At 65.6% G+C, this 21578-nt stretch carries 21 protein-coding genes; 4 read left to right on the top strand and 17 right to left on the bottom strand.

Annotated elements, in window-relative coordinates:
* Window positions 1–83: 83 nt before the first annotated feature.
* The 4 genes from C7401_RS39180 to C7401_RS39165 all read right to left on the bottom strand — a co-directional run bounded on the left by C7401_RS39180 (window position 84) and on the right by C7401_RS39165 (window position 5494).
* Window positions 84–1700 (bottom strand): ABC transporter substrate-binding protein, encoded by a 1617-nt coding sequence (locus C7401_RS39180; protein ID WP_112177423.1) that lies wholly within the window; start codon window positions 1698–1700, stop codon window positions 84–86.
* A gap of 84 nt (window positions 1701–1784) precedes the next feature.
* Window positions 1785–3059, bottom strand: coding sequence for an NAD(P)/FAD-dependent oxidoreductase (locus C7401_RS39175; RefSeq protein ID WP_112177422.1), 1275 nt, complete (start codon window positions 3057–3059; stop codon window positions 1785–1787).
* 25 nt (window positions 3060–3084) lie between these two features.
* Window positions 3085–3753, bottom strand: coding sequence for a haloacid dehalogenase type II (locus tag C7401_RS39170; protein ID WP_112177421.1), 669 nt, complete (start codon window positions 3751–3753; stop codon window positions 3085–3087).
* Window positions 3754–4003: 250 nt separating this feature from the next.
* Window positions 4004–5494 (bottom strand): aldehyde dehydrogenase family protein, encoded by a 1491-nt coding sequence (locus C7401_RS39165; RefSeq protein ID WP_112177420.1) that lies wholly within the window; start codon window positions 5492–5494, stop codon window positions 4004–4006.
* 239 nt (window positions 5495–5733) lie between these two features.
* Here C7401_RS39165 and C7401_RS39160 point away from each other — a divergent pair, with 239 nt between their 5' ends.
* Window positions 5734–6606, top strand: coding sequence for a GNAT family N-acetyltransferase (locus C7401_RS39160; RefSeq protein WP_258397400.1), 873 nt, complete (start codon window positions 5734–5736; stop codon window positions 6604–6606).
* Between the two features lie 22 nt (window positions 6607–6628).
* Here the strand turns inward: C7401_RS39160 and C7401_RS39155 are convergent, their stop codons facing one another.
* The 7 genes from C7401_RS39155 to C7401_RS39125 form a co-directional block, all read right to left on the bottom strand.
* Window positions 6629–7699, bottom strand: coding sequence for a maleylacetate reductase (locus tag C7401_RS39155; RefSeq protein ID WP_112177419.1), 1071 nt, complete (start codon window positions 7697–7699; stop codon window positions 6629–6631).
* The gene (locus C7401_RS39150; protein ID WP_112177418.1) at window positions 7696–8583 is read right to left on the bottom strand and encodes an intradiol ring-cleavage dioxygenase; all 888 of its coding nucleotides are present in this window, start codon (window positions 8581–8583) and stop codon (window positions 7696–7698) included. Before C7401_RS39150 ends, C7401_RS39155 begins: the two co-directional genes overlap by 4 nt.
* A 46-nt stretch (window positions 8584–8629) precedes the next feature.
* Entirely contained in the window at window positions 8630–9751 is a 1122-nt protein-coding gene (locus tag C7401_RS39145; RefSeq protein ID WP_258397399.1) for a porin, read from the bottom strand.
* A gap of 224 nt (window positions 9752–9975) precedes the next feature.
* A complete protein-coding gene (locus C7401_RS39140; protein WP_112177417.1) occupies window positions 9976–10560 on the bottom strand; it encodes a nuclear transport factor 2 family protein in 585 nt (194 codons plus the stop codon).
* A gap of 20 nt (window positions 10561–10580) precedes the next feature.
* Window positions 10581–10877, bottom strand: a complete 297-nt coding sequence (locus tag C7401_RS39135) for a putative quinol monooxygenase (RefSeq protein WP_181565811.1) — start codon at window positions 10875–10877, stop codon at window positions 10581–10583.
* A gap of 27 nt (window positions 10878–10904) precedes the next feature.
* Window positions 10905–11615, bottom strand: a complete 711-nt coding sequence (locus C7401_RS39130) for an ethyl tert-butyl ether degradation protein EthD (protein ID WP_112177415.1) — start codon at window positions 11613–11615, stop codon at window positions 10905–10907.
* Window positions 11616–11700: 85 nt separating this feature from the next.
* Entirely contained in the window at window positions 11701–12222 is a 522-nt protein-coding gene (locus tag C7401_RS39125) for a flavin reductase (protein WP_112177414.1), read from the bottom strand.
* A 269-nt stretch (window positions 12223–12491) separates the two neighbouring features.
* On the opposite strand from C7401_RS39125, the gene C7401_RS39120 reads away from it, so the two are divergent.
* Both C7401_RS39120 and C7401_RS39115 read left to right on the top strand, forming a co-directional pair.
* Window positions 12492–13676, top strand: coding sequence for an acyl-CoA dehydrogenase family protein (locus tag C7401_RS39120; RefSeq protein WP_112177413.1), 1185 nt, complete (start codon window positions 12492–12494; stop codon window positions 13674–13676).
* A 29-nt stretch (window positions 13677–13705) separates the two neighbouring features.
* Window positions 13706–14143, top strand: coding sequence for a tautomerase family protein (locus C7401_RS39115; protein WP_112177412.1), 438 nt, complete (start codon window positions 13706–13708; stop codon window positions 14141–14143).
* Window positions 14144–14328: 185 nt separating this feature from the next.
* On the opposite strand, the gene C7401_RS39110 is transcribed toward C7401_RS39115, so the two are convergent.
* The 5 genes from C7401_RS39110 to C7401_RS39090 form a co-directional block, all read right to left on the bottom strand.
* Window positions 14329–15282: a PDR/VanB family oxidoreductase gene (locus C7401_RS39110; RefSeq protein WP_112177411.1), complete on the bottom strand. Its 954-nt coding sequence runs from the start codon at window positions 15280–15282 to the stop codon at window positions 14329–14331.
* A gap of 13 nt (window positions 15283–15295) precedes the next feature.
* Window positions 15296–15787: an aromatic-ring-hydroxylating dioxygenase subunit beta gene (locus C7401_RS39105; protein WP_112177410.1), complete on the bottom strand. Its 492-nt coding sequence runs from the start codon at window positions 15785–15787 to the stop codon at window positions 15296–15298.
* Complete coding sequence (locus C7401_RS39100) at window positions 15784–17073, bottom strand: aromatic ring-hydroxylating oxygenase subunit alpha (protein WP_112177409.1); 1290 nt, start codon at window positions 17071–17073, stop codon at window positions 15784–15786. Before C7401_RS39100 ends, C7401_RS39105 begins: the two co-directional genes overlap by 4 nt.
* A gap of 19 nt (window positions 17074–17092) precedes the next feature.
* A complete protein-coding gene (locus C7401_RS39095) occupies window positions 17093–18274 on the bottom strand; it encodes an amidase (protein ID WP_112177408.1) in 1182 nt (393 codons plus the stop codon).
* 197 nt (window positions 18275–18471) lie between these two features.
* Window positions 18472–19812, bottom strand: coding sequence for an MFS transporter (locus tag C7401_RS39090; RefSeq protein ID WP_112177407.1), 1341 nt, complete (start codon window positions 19810–19812; stop codon window positions 18472–18474).
* Window positions 19813–20224: 412 nt separating this feature from the next.
* On the opposite strand from C7401_RS39090, the gene C7401_RS39085 reads away from it, so the two are divergent.
* Window positions 20225–21214: a LysR family transcriptional regulator gene (locus C7401_RS39085; RefSeq protein WP_112177406.1), complete on the top strand. Its 990-nt coding sequence runs from the start codon at window positions 20225–20227 to the stop codon at window positions 21212–21214.
* Here C7401_RS39085 and C7401_RS39080 read toward each other — a convergent pair.
* Window positions 21207–21518, bottom strand: a complete 312-nt coding sequence (locus C7401_RS39080; protein WP_112177472.1) for a hypothetical protein — start codon at window positions 21516–21518, stop codon at window positions 21207–21209. The two genes, C7401_RS39085 and C7401_RS39080, sit on opposite strands and share 8 nt — an antisense overlap.
* Window positions 21519–21578 lie beyond the last annotated feature (60 nt).

The following is a 21578-nucleotide window of genomic DNA, read 5'->3' as shown; positions in this document are numbered from 1 at the left end:
CCTGGTGAAGCGGGAAATCGGTGGCCGAACTTGCCAACTCAGGCGCGCCCGGCCGCAATCATCAAGCATCCATCACGCTTCAATCACGCTTCGAGCCAGACGTTCTCGGCGAACTTGAAGCCCATGAGGCCCGCAATCGGAATCGAGCCGAGGCCCTTGAGCTTCGTGGTGTGCGCGTCGAGCGAGCTCAGGAACAGCGGAATGCCGATGCCGCCGTCGCTGTGCACGAGCACCTGCATGTCGCCGTAGATCTTCTTGCGCTTGGCGTCGTCGGGTTCGCCGCGCGCGGCCAGCAGCATCTGGTCGAACTTCGGGTCCTTCCAGTTCGCCTCGTTCCACGGCGCGTCCGACTTGAAGAACTGCGTGAAGATCACGTCGGCGCTCGGGCGCGCGTTGATGTTGCCGAAGGTCAGCGGGTGCTTCATCCAGTGGTTCGACCAGTAGCCGTCGCCCGGCGTGCGCACCACCTGGAGGTTCAGGCCCGCCTGCGGGGCGACCTGCTGGAGCAGCATCGCCATTTCGACCGAGCCGTCCGCCGCCGGGGACGCGTAGATCTGTAGCGGCGTGCTGCCGAGTTTCGCCTTCTGGAAGTAGAACTTCGCCTTCTGCGGATCGTAGGTGCGCTCGGGCAACCCTGCGAAATAGTATTTATTGGTCGGGTCGATCGGCTGGTCGTTGCCGATCGCGCCGTAGCCGAGGAACACGGCGTTGCGGATCTGCTCGCGGTCGAACAGGTGCATCATGCCGCGGCGGAAATCGGCGTTGCCCGTGATGCCGCCTTCGTCGCGCATGATGAGGTCGGTGTACTGGCCCGTCTTCGTTTCCTTCACGGCGAAGCCCTGCGTGCCCTTGATGCGCGAGGTCGAGCGCGGGCTCACCTGGTTGATGAGCTGCACGTCGCCCGAGAGCAGCGCGTTCACGCGCGCCGATTCGTCGCCGATGCCGACCAGTTCGATCTCGTCCAGATGCGGCAGGCCCGGCTTCCAGTAGCGCTCGTTGCGCACGACCACCGTGCGCACGCCCGGCGAGAAGTCCTTGAGCTTGAACGGGCCGGTGCCCACGGCCGTCTTGAAGTCGGTCGTGCCGTCCTTGATGATCATGAAGTGCGAGTCGGCGAGGATCACGGGCAGGTCGGCGTTCGCCCCCGTGAGCGTGATCGTCACTTCGTTCGGACCCGTGGCCTTCACGTCCTGGAACTGGTCGGCGAGCGTCTTGACCTTCGAGGCCACCGCGGGGTCCTTGTGGCGCATGAGCGAGTAGACCACGTCGGCGGGCGCGAGCGTCTTGCCGTCGTGGAACTGCACACCGCTGCGCAGCTTCACGACCCACACCGTCGCGTCCTTCGTTTCGAGCGACTGCGCCAGCGCCATCTGCGCGCCGAGGTGCGCGTCGTACTCCGTCAGCCCGTTGTACACCATGTAGGCGCGCACATAGTCGGTGGACACCGACTCCTTCGCGGGATCGAGCGTGTCGGAGGCCGACGAGGACTGCGTCGCCACGCGGATCTTGCCGCCCTGCTTCGGCTTTTCCTGCGCGAAGGCGGCGCCGCTCGCGGTGAGGAGGCCCGCGCCCGTCATCGACATCATGCCCCCCGCGACCATCGCGCGAAGGAGGTCGCGGCGCGAGGCGCCGCGCTTCGTCAATTCCTCGAGCCGCACGCCCGCGTGGGCGATGTCTTCAGGCGATTTGTCGATGCTCATGAAACTTCTCCGCGTCTGATGTGGGGGGCCGCAGCCCGACGTATCGAGGCTGTGTGTTATGGAAAAGCAGGTGAAAAAGCAGGGTCAGTAAAAAGCGTCTTTGATCTGGTAGTACGCGCCGACGAGCGGCAAAAACCACGGTTTGCCCGTGTGGCCGGGAATGGCGGGCCACGTGAAATCGCGCCACGGGTTCGCCGCAGCGTTGCCGCTCATCACCTCGGCCATCACCTGGCCCATGTGCGTGGACATCTGCGTGCCGTGGCCGCTGTAGCCCATGGAGAACCACACGCCTTCGTGCTGGCCCGCGCGCGGCAGGCGGTCCGCCGTGATGTCGACGAGCCCGCCCCAGCAGTAATCGATGCGCACGTTCGCGAGCGCCGGAAAGAGCTGCGCGAGATTGCGCTGAAGAATGCGGCCGCTCTTTGCATCGGACGGCTGCTCGGAGGCGGTGAAGCGTGCACGGCCGCCGAACAGCAGGCGCGAATCCGGCGTCACGCGGAAATAGTTGTGCATGAGGCGGCTCGTCGTGTACGAGCGGCGGTTGGGCAAAAGGCGCGTGAGCTGCGCGGGCGGCAGCGGCTCGGTCACGACGATGAACGAGCCGACCGGCGCGAGACGCCGCCGGTACCACGCGAACGGGCCGTGCCGCGAAGGCCCCGTCGCGATCAGAACCTGTTGCGCGCGCAACGTGCCGCGCGACGATTCCACGCGGTAGCCACCGCCTTCCTTCGCGATGGACGTCACGGCCGCATGCTCGTAGAGCCGCGCGCCGCGCCGCACGGCGGCGTTTGCGAGCCCCACCGCGAAGCGGCCCATGTGCATCTGGCCGCCATGCTTCTGGAGCAGGCCGCCGTAGAAGCTGTCCGAATCCACTTCGCTGCGAATCTGCTCGCGGCCCAGGACCTCGATGTCGGGATCGACCTCGCGGCGAATCAGTTCGGCCGTGCGTTCGATATGCGCCAGGTGATGCGGCTTCGCAGCGAGCTTGAGCTTGCCCGAGGCGAGGTAGTCGCAGTCGATGCCCTCTTCGCGTATCAACCGCTCGACGGTCTCGACCGCCGCCGCATACGCGCGGTAGCAGCCTTGCGCGCGCTCCACGCCCAGTTGCGCGCGCAGCGCCGCATAGTCCTGCGCCACGCCCGTGTTGCACTGGCCACCGTTGCGCCCCGAAGCGCCGCCGCCCATGCGGCCCGCGTCGAGCACCGCGACGCTCGCGCCGCGGTGGCCGAAGGCGAGCGCCGCGGAAAGCCCCGTGAAACCGCCGCCGACCACGGCGACGTCCACGCGGCCCTCCACCGGCCCCTCGCTTGCGAGCAGGCCGCCGGGGGCGGTATCCAGCCAGTAGGAATCGAGCTTCATCGGGCGGCCTTGGCGTGATCGGTTATCAGAGACCCAGTTGCGTGGCGAGGTCGCCGATCGTGTCGACTTCGTAGTACTCGTAGTACGGCGTGCCCGGCTCGTGGCCGCGCTTGACGAACGCCTTGTGCTTGATGCCCAGGTCGTGCGCCGTCATGAGGTCGTAGCGCAGGCTCGACGAGACGTGCAGCACGTCGCCGGGGTTGCAGTTCAACTGGTCGAACATGTACTCGAAGCCCTGCATGCGCGGCTTGTACGACTGCGCCTGCTGCGCCGTGAACACGCGGTGGAACGGCGCGCCGAGTTTGTCCACGTTGCTCTGGATCTGGTCGTCCGACGCGTTCGAGAGAATCACGAGCTTGTACTTCTTCGCGAGACGCGAGAGGCCTTCGGGCACGTCCGGGTGCGGGCCCCAGGTCGGCACGGCGGTGTAGAACTTTTCGGCTTCCGACTCGATGAACTCGACGTTCATGCGCTTGCAGGTGCGGCGCACCGCATTGACGACCACGTCGCGGTACGGCTTCCATGCGCCGAGCACTTCGTCGCGGCGATAACCCGCGAAGAACGCAACGAACTTCTCGAGTTCCGCGCCCTTGAGGCGCTCGCCGTACATCTCGCGCGCCATGTCGGCCATGCGGAACTTCGTCAGCGTGCCGTAGCAGTCGAACGTGATGTACTTCGGCTCGAAATCGATCATGATGGCAATCCTTTCGTGTGATGAACCCGCTGCGGGCTCAGTGGCGAAAACAGGAGGAAGTACGTCCCTGTGGAAAATTTAAACAGCACAAAATTGGGGGTTGGCGTCGAATCGTGGGGCCTGCGCGGTATAAATCACGCGTTTGGAGGGCTCGCCGCAGCAGATTCTGCGGCGGCGCCATCGAGCGCGCGATAACGGCATGGCCGTGCGTTTTCCCATGCGATTTGTCAGCATTGCAGTCGGCATGTCGTCAGGTCCGCGTATCGATCAGCACGCTCTTGAAGCGCAGGTGCGCTTCATAGCCCTGGCGGCCGAGATCCTTGCCCATGCCCGAGCGCTTGTATCCGCCCGTGGGGATCATGAAGTCGTTGCTGCGCCCGTAGCGGTTCACCCACACGGTGCCCGCCTCCAGCGCGCGCACGAGGCGCAGCGCGCGGCCGATGTCCGCCGTATGCACGCCCGCCGCGAGGCCGTATTCGGGATGCGAGGCGAGCGCGAGCGCTTCCTCCTCCGTCTCGAAGGTTTGCACCGTGAGCACGGGGCCGAACACCTCGGCGCGCACGGCCTCGGTGTGCGGCGTGACGCCCGTGAGGATGGTGGGCAGATAGAACGCGCCGGGCACGGGCGCGTCCGCGCGGCGGCCGCCGCACGATAGCGTGGCGCCTTCTGCCACGCTGCGCTCGACAATGGCTTCGATGCGCGCCGCCTGCGCCTGCGAAATGATGGGCGGCAGCGTCGTGCCCGAAGCCCATGTCGCCCCGGCGCGCAGGGTCGCGAACGACTGCTCGATGCGCGACACCAGTTGGTCCGCGACGCCGCGCTCGACCAGCAGCCGCGAGCCGGCCACGCACACTTGCCCCGCGTTGCCGGCAATCGCACCGGCGATGCGGCGAGCGACTTCATCGAGCTTCGGCGCGTCGGCGAACACGAGTTGCGGGCTCTTGCCGCCCAGCTCCAGCGTGAGCGGCTTCGTGCCGCTTTGCGCGCAGGCCGCCATGATCGCGGCGCCCGCGCGCGTCGAGCCCGTGAACGTGACCTTCGCGACATCCGGATGGCGCACGAGCGCATCGCCCGTCGTCACGCCGTCGCCTTGCACGACGTTGAAGATGCCAGGCGGAATGCCCGCCTCGATCGCGAGTTCGGCCAGGCGCAGCACGGAGAACGGCGTCATTTCCGAAGGCTTGAGCACCACCGCATTGCCCGCCGCGAGCGCCGGGCCGATCTTCCACGAGGCCATCACAAGCGGGAAATTCCACGGCGCGATCGCACCAACCACGCCATAAGGCTCGGCGATCGTCATGCCCAGGTGATCGTGGTCGGTGGCCACGACCTCGCCGCCGACCTTGTCGGCGAACTCGGCATAGAAGCGGATGCCTTCCGCCGTGAACGGCACGTCCCACGCGCACACGTCGCGCACGGGACGCGTCGAGCCGAGCGCTTCGAGCGGCGCGAGCGTGGCGGTGTCGGCGGCGATCAGGTCCGCGAAGCGGCGCAGGATGCGGGCGCGCTCGCGCGGCGCCATGCGCGCCCAGCCGCTCTCGCGAAACGCGCGCCTTGCGTTCTCGACGGCGCGCTCCACCAGTTGCGCATCGCCGAGCGGCACCGAGGCATAGACCACGCCGTCCGACGGCCGCGCGACCTCGATGCGCGCCGCGCCCCCGGCAACATACTCGCCGCCAATGAAATGGCCGCTTCTTTCAGCGATGCTGGCAGCGGCTGCGGCGGGATCGAACTGGTCCATGACTGGCTTCCCTCGACTTGGTCTCGATGGGAAATATCGTAGGTCCACTGCCACCGCATTTTTCGCCGACAAAAAGGCGCAATCAGCAGAATCGACGCGTTATTGTCGGTCCAACCCCGCGTTTTGCATTGCATCACGGGCGCGGGCCGCTCGCGTGCACAAACAGGAAGATCGTCCTAGTCAGCCACAGCGGGCGATGCGATAGTCACGGTACGCGTATACAGAATCTGGAGGCCGGCGTGTCCGACCCAAACCTGAACAGCGTCATTACCTATCGCGCTTTTACCGCTGATGACCTGCCCGCCGCCCACGCATTGTCGATGGCGGTGCGCTGGCGGCACCGTCCCGAAGACTGGCGCTTCGCCGCCCGCATCGGCGAGGGCATCGTGGCCGTGGATGAAAGCGGCACGCTCGTCGGCACGGCCTTTTCCTGGCTGTTCGGCCCCAACGCGGCGACGCTCGGCATGCTGATCGTCAGGCCCAGTCATCAACGCCGCGGCATTGGCCGCGCCATGATCGAGCACTGGATGGAAGCGCTCGCCTCGCGCACGCTGCTGCTGCATGCGAGCGACACGGGCTGGCCGCTCGTCGAGCGGCTCGGCTTCACGCGCATCGGGCGCATCCAGCAACACCAGGGCGCGGCGTTCCAGCCGCCGCTCGTCTCGCTGCCCGCGGGCGAGCGGCTGCGCCCGATCGGCGCGAGCGACCGGCCGCGCCTGATCGAACTGGCCACGCGCGCAAGCGGCCTCGACCGCTCGGAGATGCTGCCGAAACTGCTCGATCAGGCAAGCGGCATCGCGCTCGACCGCGACGGCGAACTGATCGGCTTCGCGCTCTTTCGCCGCTTTGGCGACGGGCATGTGATCGGCCCCGTGATCGCCCCCGATTCGCCCGACGCGTGCCGCGCCAAGGCGCTGATCAGCCATTGGCTCGCCTCCAACGCGGGCATGTTCGTGCGCATCGATACGCCTGACGATCTGGGTCTTTCCGACTGGCTCGAAGGCGTGGGCCTGCCGATCGTCGATCACATCGAGAAGACGGAGCGCGGCGAGCCCCTGCGTGTGGATTCGGCATTCAAGCAGTTCGCGATCACGAGCCAGGCGGTGTGGTGAGCGCGTGGGCGCTCACCGCGCCTCACGACATCGTCGAGCGCGGCGGCGTGCCGTCGAACGCGTCCTGCAACAGCGCGCGCAATGCGCCGCGCTCCACCGGCCGGGGGTTCCAGTAGGGATTCTCGACGGCGATATCGGCCGCGCGGTCGAGATCCGCGTGTTGCATCCCGAGTGCCTTGAGCGAAGTGAGCGCGCCGTTATCGCGCGCGAGCGCATGGATACCGCTTGCGGCGTCGCTCGCGCCGAGCGCGCGCGCCATGCGCCGCATCGCCTCCGGCGCATGCGCCGCGTTGTAGGCCAGCACGTGAGGCAACACGGCCGTATGCGTTGGCGCGTGCGGCAGATTGAAACTGCCGCCCAGCGTGTGGCAGAGCTTGTGATGCAGCGCCATGCCCACGCTGCCCAGCACGAAGCCGCATAGCCACGCGCCGTAAAGCGCGTCGCCGCGAGCCGCCACGTCGGCCGCGTTCGCCCGCACGCGCGGCAACGCCTGCGCGAGCGCGCGTATGCCCTCCTCGGCCATCAGGCTCATCACCGGGTTCGCGTTGTGCGCGTAGAGCCCCTCCGCCGCATGCGCGATCGCGTTGATGCCGCTCGTGACCGAAAGATCGACCGGCAAGGACACCGTGAGTTCGGGATCGTAGATCACCGTCTTCGGCAGAACGCGCGCATCCGTGCCGGTGCGCTTGTAGCCTCGCTCCGTCAACCCGTAGATGGGCGTCATCTCGCTGCCCGCGTAGGTCGTGGGAATGGCTAGGATCGGCAGGCCGCTGTCGAGCGCGATCGCCTTGCCGAGTCCGATCACCGAGCCGCCGCCCATGGCGACGGCGCAATCGGCGTGGCGGGCGCGTGCGAATTCGCGGGCGTCGCGCGCGACTTCCAGCGGCACGTGCATGGTGGCGCGGTCATACAGTCCCGCCGCGCGTGAACCCAGCCGCTCCAGCGCCGACTGCGCGAGCGCGTGCTGCCCCGGCGTGCAGAGCACGATCGCGCGGCGCGCGCCCAGCGCGAGCACCTCGCGCTCCAGATGACACAGGCTGCCCGCGCCGAAGATCACGCGCGACGGCCGCGCCTCGTAAATGAACGCGTTCATGCCGGTACCGCCGCTGCCGCCCGATTGAGGACGAAGTCGTAGTCGAGCGTGTAGAACGGCACATCGACAGGCGAGCCGTCGGGCGCGGTGCCCGGCTCGTGGCGAACCCACTGCGCAACCAGCGTCGAGCGCACGCCGAACACCACGTCGGAGTCGAGATAGCGGTCGCCGTCGCGGAACACATGCGTGATGAGCGTTTCGAAACCCGGCGCCTCAATCATGAAATGCAGATGCGCGGGCCGCCACGGGTGCCGTCCAAGCGCTTCGAGCAGCTTGCCTACCGGCCCGTCGTGCGGAATGGGATACGGCTCGGCGAGGATCGAGCGGAACGCGAAACGGCCATCGGCGTCGGTGTGCAGCCGGCCGCGCGCGCGATGCGTCACCGTGCCGTCCGCCTCGGGCACCTGCACGTCGTAATGCCCTTCCTCGTCGGCCTGCCAGACCTCGATCGATGCGTGCGCAACGGGTTCGCCGTCCAGCGAGCGCACCTGCCCACCGACAAAGCACGGTTCGCCGCGCGCGCCATTGGCGATATCGTCGAACTGCGCGTATTGCGGGCTGTCCGCCACGTAAAACGGCCCGAACACGGTGGCTTCCGTGCATCCCTCGGGCTTCGCGTGGCTTTGCGCGACAACGAGCGTCGACAAGCCCAGCACGTCGGAAAGGAGAATGAACTCCTGACGCTTGTCGTCGGTGATATGGCCGACGGCGGTGAGGAAAGCGATGGCCTTCGCCCATTCCGCCTCGGTCAGCTTCGTTTCGCGAGCGAATGCGTGCAAATGCTCGATGAGCTTCGTGACGACGCTGCGTAGCCGCGCATCCTCGCAGCCCGCGAGCGATGCGGTCACCGCCTGCGTTATCGTCACTTCGTTCAGGTTACGCATGTCCCCTCCATCGGATTGTCATTGGATTGCGTCAATCGCCCGCGCGTCAGAACTTCTTGCGCAAGCCCACCCGCAGCGCCACCTGGTCAGAACCGCTCGACGCCGCCAGCACCGGCGCGAGGTCGGCAACCGCGCCGCCGCTCGCATGCATCCACGTCGCGCTCGCGTAAAGGTCCGTGCTCTTCGACAGGTAGTAATCGACGCTGGCATCCGTTTCCTGATAGCGCGGCGTCTGACCGGTTTCCGACACGCTGCCCGCCGTGTAGCTGAAGGCCACCCCTAGCTGAAGCGTGGGCCTGACCATATAGCTGGCGACGACTTCGCCGATGTTGAACGTGACATGGCCGCCGATCTTCGCGCCGAGGGTCGGGTCCAGATCGCCGAACTGCGTATGCGTCCAGTCCGCGCTGATGCGCGCCGCGCCAAACGTGTAGCCCGCGCCGAAGCCCAGCACCTTGTAGCTGCCGGCCGCGAGCCCGTAATTGCCGTCCACCGTGTTCGACGCCGTCCATACGCCTTCGGGAACCGCTTCGGCCGGGTGATCGATCTGGGTGTAGGCGCCCACCACCTGGAGGCCGCCCGACGCATACTGCAAGGCGAACGATTTCGCGCTCTGGCGGGCGAAGTCTCCCGCCACGCCGCCAAAGCTGTAGATCGCCACGCCCGTGAGGCCGCCGTACGTGGGCGAGACGTATTTCACAGCGTTGTTGAGGTGGAAGTCGACGCCGTTGTTGTCGAGGTCGCCGGGGTGCGGAAACAGAATGCCGCCGGGCAACTGGCCGTTTGCCGAGAGCAAGCCGATATAGTCGCCGATCGCTTCGCCCTGACGCCCGAGCGTCAAGGTGCCGTAACGCGTGCTGGACAGACCGACGAAGGCAAGCCGCCCAAACAGACGCCCGCCCTGGCTCAGCGCGCCCGTATTGCCGTTGAAGCCGCCCTCCAGCCTGAACAGCGCCGCCCAGTCGCCGCCCAGGTCTTCCTGGCCGCGCACGCCCCAGCGGTTTCCTTGGGAGATACTGCCTTGCATCTGCCACGCAGAATGACCGCCCTGGTTGCTCGACCACGTCACGCCATTGTCGAGTATGCCGTACAGTGCGACGCTGCTTTGCGCGCGCGCACCAACGGGTAAAATCAGGCATCCTAATAGAATTGCACAGTACGGCTTCACGAGATCTCCTTGCGTTGGGAAAAGGCAGGTCTCGCCGAAACAGCGCCGCCCCGGTCGCGGGGCGCGGCGCAGCGTGATCGACGGACGAATGATGCCCGTCGGCGTGACGGGCGATGGTGGTCCGCGAGCGAAGTCATGAACGGGCGCGTGCGCCCGAGCCCGTGGGCTCCCGCCGCCGCGCGGCGCTGCGCGAGGGCGGCGGCGCGGCAGGCTTGCGGTACGCTTCAGGCTCGGGCGGCGACCTTCAGGCCGGGGGTCATGAGCACCGAACGGTCGGGCACGTTGGTGGCCCAACCATTGGGCAAAGGCGCGATGAATACGTTCTCGGTGCGATAGCGCGACATCTTCCATACGCCATCCACACAACGAAACGCGTTGTTGAGGCGGCTGGAGCGCAGCACCGACGAGCCGTCGTCGAAAATCCACGGCTGGAAGTGGACCCACTGGCCCTCGGCCTCCTCGCCGCGCACGTGAATCTGCTCGCAGGTGAGGTAGTGGCAGTTCAGGATCATCTGCGGCGAGCTCGGCTTGAAAAAGCGCTCGAAATGCTCGTACAACTGCTCATGGCCGACGCTTGCGCCGAACTGGTTGTCGTAATAGGACCCCACGCCTTCCCAACTCGCGTCGGCGGAAAACAGGTTGACGATTTCGCGCAGGCGGCCCTGGCCGTCGAGACCGTGCTCGGGCAAGGGCACGTCGCAAAGCAGCATATAGCGCGCCATGATGCGGCGAATGTCCGACTCCGCGCGCAGCACGCGCAGTTCTGCCTTGATCGAGGCAAACTCCTTGTTCAACAGTTCGAGATCCATCCGGAATGCTCCTGTACGGGTTAAACGAAATCCGAGGCTATGACGATGTCCACGTCTTGCGTGAGGTACTGCATGCGTGCGTTCCAGAACGCCTGGAAGGCCTCGGTGTGAAAATGCGCATCCAGGGCTTCGCGCGTGGCCCAGCGCTCGACGAAGACGAACGTGTCCTCGCTGTCCTGCGCAACGGCCACCCGGTATTCGAGGCAACCCGCTTCGGCCCGCGCGGCGGCGGCGAGCAGGCGGATCTGCGCCTGAAGTTCGTCGCGCCGCTCCGGCTTCGCGCACTGGGTCGCAATGATCGTGATGGGTTCAGCCAAGGGAATGTCTCCTGAATCGAATTGGGATCATGCGAAGGCGATGAAGCTCTGCATGGGGTAGTGAGGCGACGCCCCGCGAAACGGCGGAAACGCTTCGAAGTCCGCGCGCAATTCCTGCCGGACCGGCGAGTTCAGCGAGCGCGCCAGAGCGGCGGCGTTGTCGAACACCACCTTGTTGCGTTGCATGGCGTTGGAACGCCGTGCACGCAGGTCGCTGCAATAGTCGATGCGCGTGTAGATTTCGACTTCGCGCACATCGGGCAAACGCGCCATGATCGGTGGATGGTGGCGCAGGTAATGCGCAAGCCACGCGTGCAGATCGTCCGCCGGTCCCTCGTAGGCCACCAGGTAGGTGCAGAACGCGTCTTGCGCGCCCTCTGCTTGCAGCGGTTGCGCGACGGCATACGGACGAGCCAGCATGGCCTGTTGCGTCCAGTCGCAACCGGCGAGCATGGGGAATGCCTCGGCGTCGAGCAGGCGCGCCAGCGGGCTGCCTTCCCCGGCTGCCGCTTCCAGATGGCCGATGTCGTCGAAGTAGAACTGCATGACGCACACGGGCGGGCTTTCCGGCTCCAGAAAGGGATCGCGACCGCCAGGCGCGGCGGGCACGTGCGCGACGAGCTTGCGCAACGGTACGACGCCTCGCGCCAACTGCTGCACGCACGCCAGCAGATCCGCCGCTTCGGCCGCGCTCAAGCCCCGGTCCCGGCTTGCGCTCAGAAAAAGGCACACACTCATCGAGAAGTCTCTCCAGACGGAAAATGGCTCAAATCAAAGGGGGAATCGATATGCCACGTCGCAGCAGTAGTCGAACCGGCAAGCACTAGACGTGCTTCGCGGCTTCGCCGTTGGCGCGGCCAAGGCGGTGAAACGTCCGGCCAAACCAGGCCAGGCCGTCGCCGTGCTCGCTCAACTGGATCGATTGCACTTCAATAAACAGTACGGAGTGCGATCCAACCGTTTGCAGATCGGCGATACGCCCCTCAAGGCTGGCGAGCGCGGCCGTGAGGCGCGGCAGACCCTGCTCGCCCTGCTCCCATTCGCCGCTCTGGAATCGATCGTCGTGCGAGAGCGCGGTCATGCCCGCAAAATCGCGCGCCAGCGCTTCGTGATCGCTGCGCAGGATGTTCACGCAGACCATGCCGTTGCGCACGAGCGCTTCGTGCGCTCCGCTTTTCTGGTTGACGCACGCGAGAACCGTGGGCGGCGTATCGGTCACGGAACAAATGGCGCTGGCGGTCATGCCGAATCGCCCGGCGGGTCCATCGGTCGTGATGACATTGACCGCAGCGAGCAAGCGCGACATGGCCTCGCGAAAATCGGCCTGAGTGCATGCCTGAATCATGTTGCGAGCCTCCAAGGCAAATCATGGGTTCGACGGATCATAGTCAGGCGAAATGGCCATAGCCAATTCGGATCAATAATCCCGCGCATTCGTCACGAGAATCGGCGCGATCGTCTTTCCTCGCCTCGCAGGGGCAGCGCATTCCGATTCGCACGGCCGATGAGCGACATTAGAAATGCGAATTTGACGGCGCTCGCGCCGCTCTCTCATCCTTGTCTCCTGTGTGCGGAGCTTGCTGGCTCCGCGTCCGCCAACATGGAGATCGTCTTGTGAAACTCGAAAGCACTGCCACCCTTCAACCGCCCCCGGATGCCGGCGCGCCGCACGAGCGCCTGAGCGTCGATGCGCTCGTGGCGGAAATCGCCGCGCGCCGCGAAGAGTTCAATCGTCTGTCGCACGTCCCGCGCGACGTGGTGGAGAAGATGAAGCAGGTAGGCATCTTCCGCTCCAGCACGCCGAAACGGTTTGGCGGCGAGCCCATGGCGCCCGCCGACTTTCTGCGTATCGTGGAGCGCATTTCGACGGCCGATGGCTCGGCCGGCTGGGTCGCCGCATTCGGTTCCGCCAACACGTATCTCGCGGCGCTGCCGCCCGATACGCAGGCATTGATCTACGCGAACGGCCCCGATCAGGTTTCGGGCGGCGGACTGTATCCGTTGCAGCCCGCGAAGGCGGTGGACGGCGGCTGGGAAGTCAACGGCCAGTGGCGTTTCGCGAGCGGCTGCAAGGCGGCCGACTGGCTGAGCGTCGGCATCGGCGGGACGCCTGCGAGCGGCGGCGCCGCCGCGGGCAAGCCCTTGAGCGCCGTGTTCCCCGCCGCGCAGATCGAGATCATCGACAACTGGAACGTGGTCGGCATGCAGGGCACCGGCAGCCACGATCTGCGCGTGCACAACAAGTTCATCGCGCACGAATGGACCTTCGTGCGCGGGGCATCGGCCACGATCGACGAGCCGCTGTACCGCTACCCCACCGTCGCCTACCAGGCCGAAGTCCATGCCGCCGTGAACCTTGGGCTCGCGCGCGCCGCGCTAGATATCGTCACGGAGATGGCGGGCGGCACCAAAACGTTGATGGGTGCGCCGAGGCTGGGCGACCGCGCCTACTACCGCATCGACATCGCCAAGGCCGAAGCCGCGTATCGCAGCGCACGCGCGTTCTACTACGAAGCCGCCGAAGCCGCGTGGGAGACGATCCTCGCGGGCGACCCGGTGCCCGCCGAGCAAGCCAACCTGCTGCGCCTGAGCGCGACGCATGCCGCGCACGTCGGCCTCGAAGTCGTCATCGACGCGTACAAGCTGGGCGGCACCACGGCGATCTTCAAGGAAAACCGTCTGCAATGGCTGGTGCGCGACGCGATGGTGGTCACGCAGCACGCCGCGCTCAACGAAGCGACTTACGACGGCGCAGGCGCGCTCTTTGCGGGCATCGAACCGGGCATGCCGTACCCTTGATCGATGCTTAGGCTAACTGAGGACCATTCATGCCCAATATTCAGGTCACCGTTTGCGAAGGCTTCGACGACGCGTGTAAAACACGTTTGATCGCCGACGCAACCGGGGCGACGGTCGCCGCGCTCGACGCCCCTCGCGAATCCGTTCGCATCTGGCTGTGCGAGATCGCCGCGCGGGACTTCGCCGTTGGGGGGATGGCGTGCGCGGGCGGCGCGCGTCCCCAGGCGGCGGCCGGTGCGATTGTCCAGGCGGTTCTGATCGCGGGCCGCAGCGACGCTCAAAAGGCGCGGCTCATCGAGGGGCTCACCGCGTCGGCGGCCGGTGCCCTTGCGATTGCGCGCGAGCACGTGCGCGTCATGATCCTGGACATTCCCAATACCGACTTCGGCATTGGCGGCGACACCGCCGCTTCGCTGGGGCGCGGTATTGGGCGTGCCCCGCAAACCTCCGGTTCGCAAGCCGCGTAACCCCCAACACCCCTCAACATCCCACAAGGCCGACTGCCGCGCTACGCGGCGTCGGCCGTTTTCGCTTTCTTCTGCGATTTTCCCCTATCGCTGCACGCAAAAAATCGCAAGCGGGTTGCTTGACCGGCTTGCGAGGGCGACAGGATTCGAGTGACGATGCACGCCCGCAAGGGGCGTGCGATGGGTTAGAGGTCCAGCAACAACCTTTCTGATCTCGCACGGGACACACAGGCGCAGATCTGGTCGTTGGCGGCTTTTTCCTTCTTCGAAAGGCAATGATCGCGATGATCCGGCACGCCGTCCAGCACCGGGACGACACAGGTGCCGCAAATGCCCTCCCTGCACGACGTATCGACGGCTATGCCCGCACGCAGCAGAACATCGACCAGCCGCTCGTTCGCGGGCACGCAAAGCACGTCACCCGAACTCGCGATCTCGACCGTGAAGGGTCGATCGTCGCCATCCTGCGCGGCGGCTTGCGTCGCGCCGAAATGCTCCAGATGCACGGCGCAGTCGGCCCGCGTAGCCTCCACCTGATCCACCACGGCCTGCATGAACGGGGCGGGGCCGCAGGTGTAGACCTGCGCCGCCTGCCTTGCGTGCGCGATGCATCCAGACAAGACGTCCGCCATGCAATCCGGCGCCACGCCGTAGTGAAAGCGCACGTTGGCGGCGAAGTCGCCGGACTCCAGCAGCGGCACGAAGGCGGCTGCCTCGCGCGAGCGCGCGAAGTAATGCAGCGTGAACGGCGCACGCTGCGCGCACAGACGATAAGCGAAGCTCATCAGCGGCGTAATGCCAATGCCCGCGCCCACGAGTATGTGTTCGCTCGCGGCTTCCACGAGCCGGAACAGGTTGCGCGGCGCGCCGACTTCAAGCTCGGCGCCCGGCGCCACGCGCTCGTGCAGCGCGGCCGATCCTCCACGCGAGGCGCTCTCGCGCTTGACTGCGATGGTATAGCCAGACGCGTCGTCGGGCGCGCCGCACAGGGAATATTGCCGCGTGACGCCGGTGGGACCGGTCACGTCGACATGGGCGCCGGGTTCGTACGGCGGCAGCGGCGCGCCGTCGGCGCGCACGAGCCGGAACACGCGGATCTCGGGCGTTGCATTGTCCACCCGCTCGACGATCAGTTTCATCGTCACCTCCGCATCAAAGCAGGAAACCCAGCGCGTCGAGGCTGTCGGCGGCGTTGATCAGGCGAACGATCTTGCGTTCGAGCTTCAGCGCGCCATCGCGGCGACACAGCCGATAGGTCACGTTGGCGATGAACGTCGTGTACGACTCGCGCTTGTAGGCCGTGACGATCTGCGCGGCATCGACCTCGAAGCTGTCGTCCTGCACGGCGCCCAACGTGAAGCGCGAGACCGTTCGCACCGTCGCCGCCGCGCTGTCCGCCGAAATCGCGGCGCCCGACGTCATGCGTGCGAGGCGCATCTTGCGCATGCGCGCGTCGTCGAAGGCGTAGTTCAGCGTGCGGGTGAAGTCGGTCGCTTCAGCGTCGGTCGGCACCACGTAAATGCCTTCTTCGGTCCACAGCGCCGCCCATGCTTCGTAGCGCTTGCGGTCGAGCAGTTCCGCCTCTTTCCAGATGAATACGATTGCCTCGCCCAGGTCGCCGCCGAGATGATCCGTCACGTTCATTGTTGCTCCATCATTCGTTTCCACATGTCATACGCTTCGCGCATGCCGGTTTCGTCGGTCGAGTGCGAGATCCGCACGCCGTCGGCGCCCACCTTTTCACGGTTGAGGCCGCGATTGACCAGCAGCGGCGCATCGACACCCGTATACGCGCCCGCCTGCACCCGCTCCCACGCTTCGGCATCGTCAGGACTGCCAAATCCGAACGGGCCTTGAAAGTGCTCGTGAATACGCAGGCGTTCGAGGTTGGCGATCTCGGGGCCGCCGTCCATGCCGAGCGCGACGTGGCGAATCTGCGTCTCGCTCACCGACACCGGGTGCAGCACCCGGAAGAACGACATCGACATCGAAACGTTGGGAAAGAGGTTGAGGTTGAAGCCCGCGCCGTGCAGCGAGCGCACGATGCGGCGCACCTTCTGCATCGGCATTTCGGCGGAGAGTGCCTCGATCACATGATTGAAACGCGCTTGCAGGACCTCGGTGCCGTCGTCCGCTTCGAGATCGACGTGCTCCGGAACCATCACCATCACGCTATGCCCGTTGCCGAGCGCGCGCGTGACGGAGGCTTCGTCGGTCATGAACGAAAGCATCTCCGACGTTTCATTGTCCACCGACTCCAGGAAGCTCTTGTGGACCACGGGAAAGTGATAGCCGTCCGTGGTGTTTTCCAGTTGAATCTTCCAGTTCCCCTTGAAGCGGAATTTGTGCTCGCCCTGCGTCTTGATCGGATAGCCCGCGCCCTGCTTCATGAACAGGTCGATCCACGGCCGCGCGTTGCCGAGGAAATCGTCGAGCGAACCGATGTCCTGGTTGAAGCTCGCGAAGATCATCCCCGCATACACGCCGACACGCAGCGAGCGCAGCGGCAGATCGCCCTTTTCCAGCACGTCCTCATAACCGTCGGAGTAAGGCAGTCCGCGCAGTTTTCCGTCCAGGCCGTACGACCAGCTATGGTACGGGCAGGTGAAACCGTTGGCGTTGCCCTGGCGCTTGTCGCACACCGTCGCGCCGCGATGGCGGCAACGGTTTTCGAGCACGCGTATCGTGCCCGTGCGATCGCGCACGACGATGACGGGCTGCCGTCCGATCATCGCGGTCTTGAAGTCGCCCGGCTCGCGCACCTCGCTTTCATGCGCGACCCAGATCCATGTCTTGTAGAAAATCTTTTCGAGCTCAGCTTCGAAGATCGCCGGATCCGTATAGAGCGACGGATCGAGCATGGCGTTGCGATAGAGATCGGCATACGCCGTCTCCGCCGTTCGAGGTTGAAAATGCAAGGGTTGACTCATTGAACGCTCCCTGTCGTGTTCAATTGCTTCGAAAATCGGTACGCCGGCCGTCGAGCGCGCGTTGCAGGTGCAGGGCGAGCGCGCAGACGCGTTCGTCGTCGCCCTTGCGACCGACCAGTTGAATGCTGGCGGCGGGCCGCCCCGGCTCGGCCGGCAGCGGAAGACTGAGCGCCGGATGGCCGCTCAGATTGAAGGGCCGCACGAACGTGCTCATGCCCACCACGGAAAAACCTTCGCGCACGGCCTGGAGTGTTGGCGGCAGGTGCGGCAGCGTCGGCAGCACCAGCGCATCGACGTCTTCGAGTTGACGGTCCACTTCCGCCGTGAGCGCGATGCGCACACGCTCCGCTTCCTCGCGCGCCGCCGCCGTCGTCGTGCTCGCCAGCGCGAGGCGCTGCGCCACGTCCGCGCCTAGTCGGTCGTCAGCGGCCAGATGCGCGAACGCGGTATAGGTCTCTGCATTGATCAGCGTGAGGCCCGCGTCGAACCCCGCCTGCATGAGCGGCAAGGTGCCCTCGATCGTGCGCCAGCCGCTGGCGTCCAGGGCCGAGCGCATGGCTATTTGCACAACGGGTTCAGCCTCGACGTCCAGCACGCGCACGCGGGCGGCGTCTTGCGGGCGGCTCGCACGCGCCAGGTCAAAGTCAGCCGCGATCACGCTCATGGCGGCATTCAGCAAGGCCATGTCCCGCGCGAACGGGCCGATGCAGTCGAGCGTGCTGGCGCGCGGCCAGGCGCCCTTGCGGCTCACACGGCCGAAGGTCGGCTTCATGCCGATCACGCCGCAGCACGCCGCGGGCACGCGGATCGATCCGCCCGTGTCGCTGCCGATGGCGACATCGACGAGCCCCGCGCCCACCGCGACGGCCGAACCGCTCGACGAACCGCCGGGAATGCGCAGCGCGTCGCGCGGGTTGACCGGCGTGCCCGCCCAGTCGTTGATACCTGTCATGCCGTAGGCCAGCTCGTGCATGTTCGCCTTTGCAACGACCCGCCACCCTGCGGCGAGGAGTTGCCGGACCACGTCAGCGTGCTCGCTTGCGGGTTCGGCTTCTGCAAGCGCTGCGCTGCCCGCGCGGGTGGGAAACCCGGCAATATCGATGCAGTCCTTGATGGCAACCGAGGGGCCTTGCCCGCCAAGCCCTACCTCCAAGGCAAACGCGCGATAGCGATCGGCTTCACCTGTGTGCGGCAGTTTCATTCTCGATCTCCGCGCTTCGCGCGAGCGATCTCGATCCTCTGTTTTTTCATAGGTAGTACGTATCAATATGGGGAGATGGGGCCACGCCATCCACAAAGCGATTCTAGACAGGGCCGCGAGGCCCATCCAATTCGTTGTTGCGATGCGGTGTATTCACTGCGTAAATCCACGCAGGGCGATTGCGCGCATCCGACTGCTTACGCAAGGCCCCTGTCACGCGCACGTGCGTGCGCGGGATACGTTTCCGGCGTCAGCAGCGTCGTGATCACCGTGACCATGCCGAGACAGCCGAGGTAGATCGCAATGGGCACCGCACTGCGGTAATGCGCCAGCAGCGCCGTGGCGATGACCGGCGCGAGACCGCCGCCCAGCACCGAGGCGACTTCGCGGCCAATGCCCAGGCCCGAATAGCGCAGACGCGCGGGCAGCAACTCGCTGATGAACGCGGGCTGCGCGCCTTCGAGCATGCCGAGCACGACGCCGTTGGCAATCGAGAGCGAGAGGACCACGAGCACGGGATCCCGCGTATCGAGCAGCGCAAAGAACGGCCAGGCAAAGATCACAATGCCCAATGCACCCGCGAGATAGACCGGTTTGCGGCCTATCCGGTCGCACACGTAGCCCGAGAGCAGCGACACGGGAATCATCAGGATCATGGAGAAAGTCAGGGAGCCAAGGACGAACGCATTCGAAAGGCCGAGGAATTTTCCATAAGCAATCGAAAAGGCGAAAAAGATCCACGACGCGCCGCCTTCGCCCAATCGCAGTCCGAACACCATGAGGACCTGCCGCGAACACGTGCGCAGCACTTCCACGAGCGGCCGGTGCGAGACTTCATGGGCCGTGCTCGCTTCGGTGAACTCGCGGCTCTCGGCCATATGCGTGCGCAGCCAGAGGCCGAGCCCGATCAGCACCGCGCTGAAGAGGAAAGGCACGCGCCAGCCCCAGTTCGCGAAGGCGTCGCCCGAGATCTGTTGCATCAGCATGAAGGCGCCGCTCGACAAGACGAAGCCGATCGTGGCGCCGCACGGGCTCCACGCGGAAAGCCGCCCGCGCTTGTGCTGCGGCGCGTTCTCGCTGATGAACAGAATGCTGCCGCTCCACTCCCCACCGGCCGCGAGCCCCTGGACCACGCGCAGCAGCACGAGCATCACGGGCGCCGCAATGCCGATCTCCGCATAGCCCGGCAGCAGCCCCATGGCGAAGGTGGCGAAGCCCATCGCGCCGAGCGTGAGCGTCATCACGAACTTGCGGCCGTATCGATCGCCGAGGTGGCCGCACAGCACGCCGCCGATCGGACGCGCGACGAAGCCCACCGCGAAGCCGCCGAACGCCGCGATCGTGCCCGTGAGCGGGTCCTTGCCAACCGGAAAGAACACGGTGCCGAAGACGAGCGCCGCCGCCGTACCGTAGAGAAAAAAGTCGTACCACTCGAGAATCTGACCGATGAGCGATGTCATGACGGCCCTTCGCACGCCATGTTTGGCGTCGGTCCGTTCGATGGCCATCGGCATAGCCGTGTCGGTGTTCGCGTCCATTGAGGAAACCATTCGTGAAGTGAGTTGAAAGCGTGAGGCCCGGCCGGACGCCCCGCACGGAAAGTCGTCTGAAACTGCGGATGACGATAGGTGCCCAAAACTGACGGGTCAAATTCGTATCGTTGATGCGCTCCATCCGTAATTCGAATGCCGGTGGACAACGGCGCATGGCGCGCGCTGATCATCGCTTTCAGGGGCGCGAAGGAGAAGGAATGAGAAACGGAATCAGGACTCACGCGAATAGCGCACGCGCGCGAGGCTTTCTAGAATGGAGCGGACTGGCTCGGGCAGCACTGGCTCACTTGGTCAGGCACGGTCGTTGCTTCACGCCAAATGCGCTGAATGTTTTGCCGCCGGCCGGTTCTTCAACGTTGCCGCGGCCCGCGCACCGCCATCCCCTACTCTACGAAGCATGAAGCACGTCAATCTCGCCACTGTCGATCTGAATCTCTTGAAGACTTTTGTGGCGATCTGGGAGCATCGCAGCCTCACCGTGGCGGGCGACAGGCTGCATCTGAGCCAGCCCGCGGTCAGCCACGCGCTCAGGCGTTTGCGCGAAATATTCGACGACCCGCTGTTCGTGCGCAACGCGGGCGTGATGGTGCCGACGGATGCGGCCTCGCGCCTGCATGCACCAATAGACGACGCGCTGGCGATCATTTATGGTGCGCTGCAACGGCATTCGCGCTTCGATCCGGCCGAAGCCTCGCGCACGTTTCGCCTCGCGATGTCGGACATCGCAGAGCAGCACGTGCTGCCGATCCTGATGGGCGCGCTGACCACGCGTGCGCCCCATATCAATCTGGATGTGCGCCAGTTGTCGATCGACGAACTGAACTCGGCCATGCGCAGCGGTGAGATCGATTTCGCGCTCGGTTATTTGCCAGGCCTGAGCGACGAATGCGAAAACATGCCTTTTCTGTCCGATGAATTCGTTTGCATGGTGCGCGCCGCGCATCCGTTCGACACGGACGCCATGACGACCGACGATCTTCAGACGCTGCGCTACGTCTACGTGCAGACGAATTCCACCGGGCACGGGCTGGTGGACAGCGCGTTTCGCAAAGCCGGAATCGCGTGGGATATCGCGCTTCGATTGCCGCATTTCACCGTGGCGGTGGATATCATCGCCACGAGCGATCTTGCGCTGATCGTTCCGCGCAGCATTGCCGAGCGCCATGCTCGCGGCGGCAAGTACCGGCTATACAGCCTGCCGATCGAAATGCCGAAGATATCGGTGAAGATTTACTGGCATAGCCGTTTTTCGTCGGACACGGGATCGGCATGGCTGCGCACGATCCTCCTCACGCTCTTTTCCGATGCGCCGGTCGAAGGCGAGCCGCAGCGGATCGAAGCACAAGGCGTCGATGCTTTGTCTGTGGCTGGCAGACGTATTAGATAATCTGCGGAAACAGCGCCACTGCCGCCTTCACTGCGCGCTTGCGACGGCGGCGCAATGTGAGCGGCGCGCGCGGAATATCGAGCCACGTACGCGCCGCAAGCCGCACCGCGCGATCGAACGATTCATCTTCCACGGTGCAGCGCCCGTCGATGGTGATCTGCCAGCCGTCGCGCGAGCGTGTGGTGCTCACACGCTCGTCTTCCATCAGGTCCGCGTACCAGCGCCACACGCGCGCGTCGTCGAGATTCGCACGCACGGCGGCACGCAAACGCGCGAGTTCCAGTTCATGCAGATGCGTGCTCATCACGTTCCCCTTGTCGATACCTTTCATCACCAGCCGAACTTCGCTTCCACGCCGACATAA

This window comes from Paraburkholderia unamae (assembly GCF_003268775.1).
In the GTDB taxonomy this organism is placed as follows: Bacteria; Pseudomonadota; Gammaproteobacteria; order Burkholderiales; family Burkholderiaceae; genus Paraburkholderia; species Paraburkholderia unamae.
The sequence above is the reverse complement of the archived record's forward strand: the minus strand, read 5'-3'. Positions and strand labels throughout refer to the sequence as shown.

Excerpts from the sequence above, each read along its gene's own strand:
- C7401_RS39140 (WP_112177417.1), bottom strand. The coding sequence starts at position 10,560 with ATGGATCTCGAACTGTTGAACAAGGAGTTTGCCTCGATCAAGGCAGAA.
- C7401_RS39150 (WP_112177418.1), bottom strand. The coding sequence starts at position 8,583 with ATGCGTAACCTGAACGAAGTGACGATAACGCAGGCGGTGACCGCATCG.
- C7401_RS39100 (WP_112177409.1), bottom strand. The coding sequence starts at position 17,073 with ATGAGTCAACCCTTGCATTTTCAACCTCGAACGGCGGAGACGGCGTAT.
- C7401_RS39115 (WP_112177412.1), top strand. The coding sequence starts at position 13,706 with ATGCCCAATATTCAGGTCACCGTTTGCGAAGGCTTCGACGACGCGTGT.
- C7401_RS39105 (WP_112177410.1), bottom strand. The coding sequence starts at position 15,787 with ATGAACGTGACGGATCATCTCGGCGGCGACCTGGGCGAGGCAATCGTA.
- C7401_RS39175 (WP_112177422.1), bottom strand. The coding sequence starts at position 3,059 with ATGAAGCTCGATTCCTACTGGCTGGATACCGCCCCCGGCGGCCTGCTC.
- C7401_RS39165 (WP_112177420.1), bottom strand. The coding sequence starts at position 5,494 with ATGGACCAGTTCGATCCCGCCGCAGCCGCTGCCAGCATCGCTGAAAGA.
- C7401_RS39130 (WP_112177415.1), bottom strand. The coding sequence starts at position 11,615 with ATGAGTGTGTGCCTTTTTCTGAGCGCAAGCCGGGACCGGGGCTTGAGC.
- C7401_RS39170 (WP_112177421.1), bottom strand. The coding sequence starts at position 3,753 with ATGATCGATTTCGAGCCGAAGTACATCACGTTCGACTGCTACGGCACG.
- C7401_RS39125 (WP_112177414.1), bottom strand. The coding sequence starts at position 12,222 with ATGATTCAGGCATGCACTCAGGCCGATTTTCGCGAGGCCATGTCGCGC.
- C7401_RS39090 (WP_112177407.1), bottom strand. The coding sequence starts at position 19,812 with ATGGACGCGAACACCGACACGGCTATGCCGATGGCCATCGAACGGACC.
- C7401_RS39110 (WP_112177411.1), bottom strand. The coding sequence starts at position 15,282 with ATGAAACTGATCGTCGAGCGGGTGGACAATGCAACGCCCGAGATCCGC.
- C7401_RS39180 (WP_112177423.1), bottom strand. The coding sequence starts at position 1,700 with ATGAGCATCGACAAATCGCCTGAAGACATCGCCCACGCGGGCGTGCGG.
- C7401_RS39155 (WP_112177419.1), bottom strand. The coding sequence starts at position 7,699 with ATGAACGCGTTCATTTACGAGGCGCGGCCGTCGCGCGTGATCTTCGGC.
- C7401_RS39085 (WP_112177406.1), top strand. The coding sequence starts at position 20,225 with ATGAAGCACGTCAATCTCGCCACTGTCGATCTGAATCTCTTGAAGACT.
- C7401_RS39095 (WP_112177408.1), bottom strand. The coding sequence starts at position 18,274 with ATGAAACTGCCGCACACAGGTGAAGCCGATCGCTATCGCGCGTTTGCC.
- C7401_RS39080 (WP_112177472.1), bottom strand. The coding sequence starts at position 21,518 with ATGAGCACGCATCTGCATGAACTGGAACTCGCGCGTTTGCGTGCCGCC.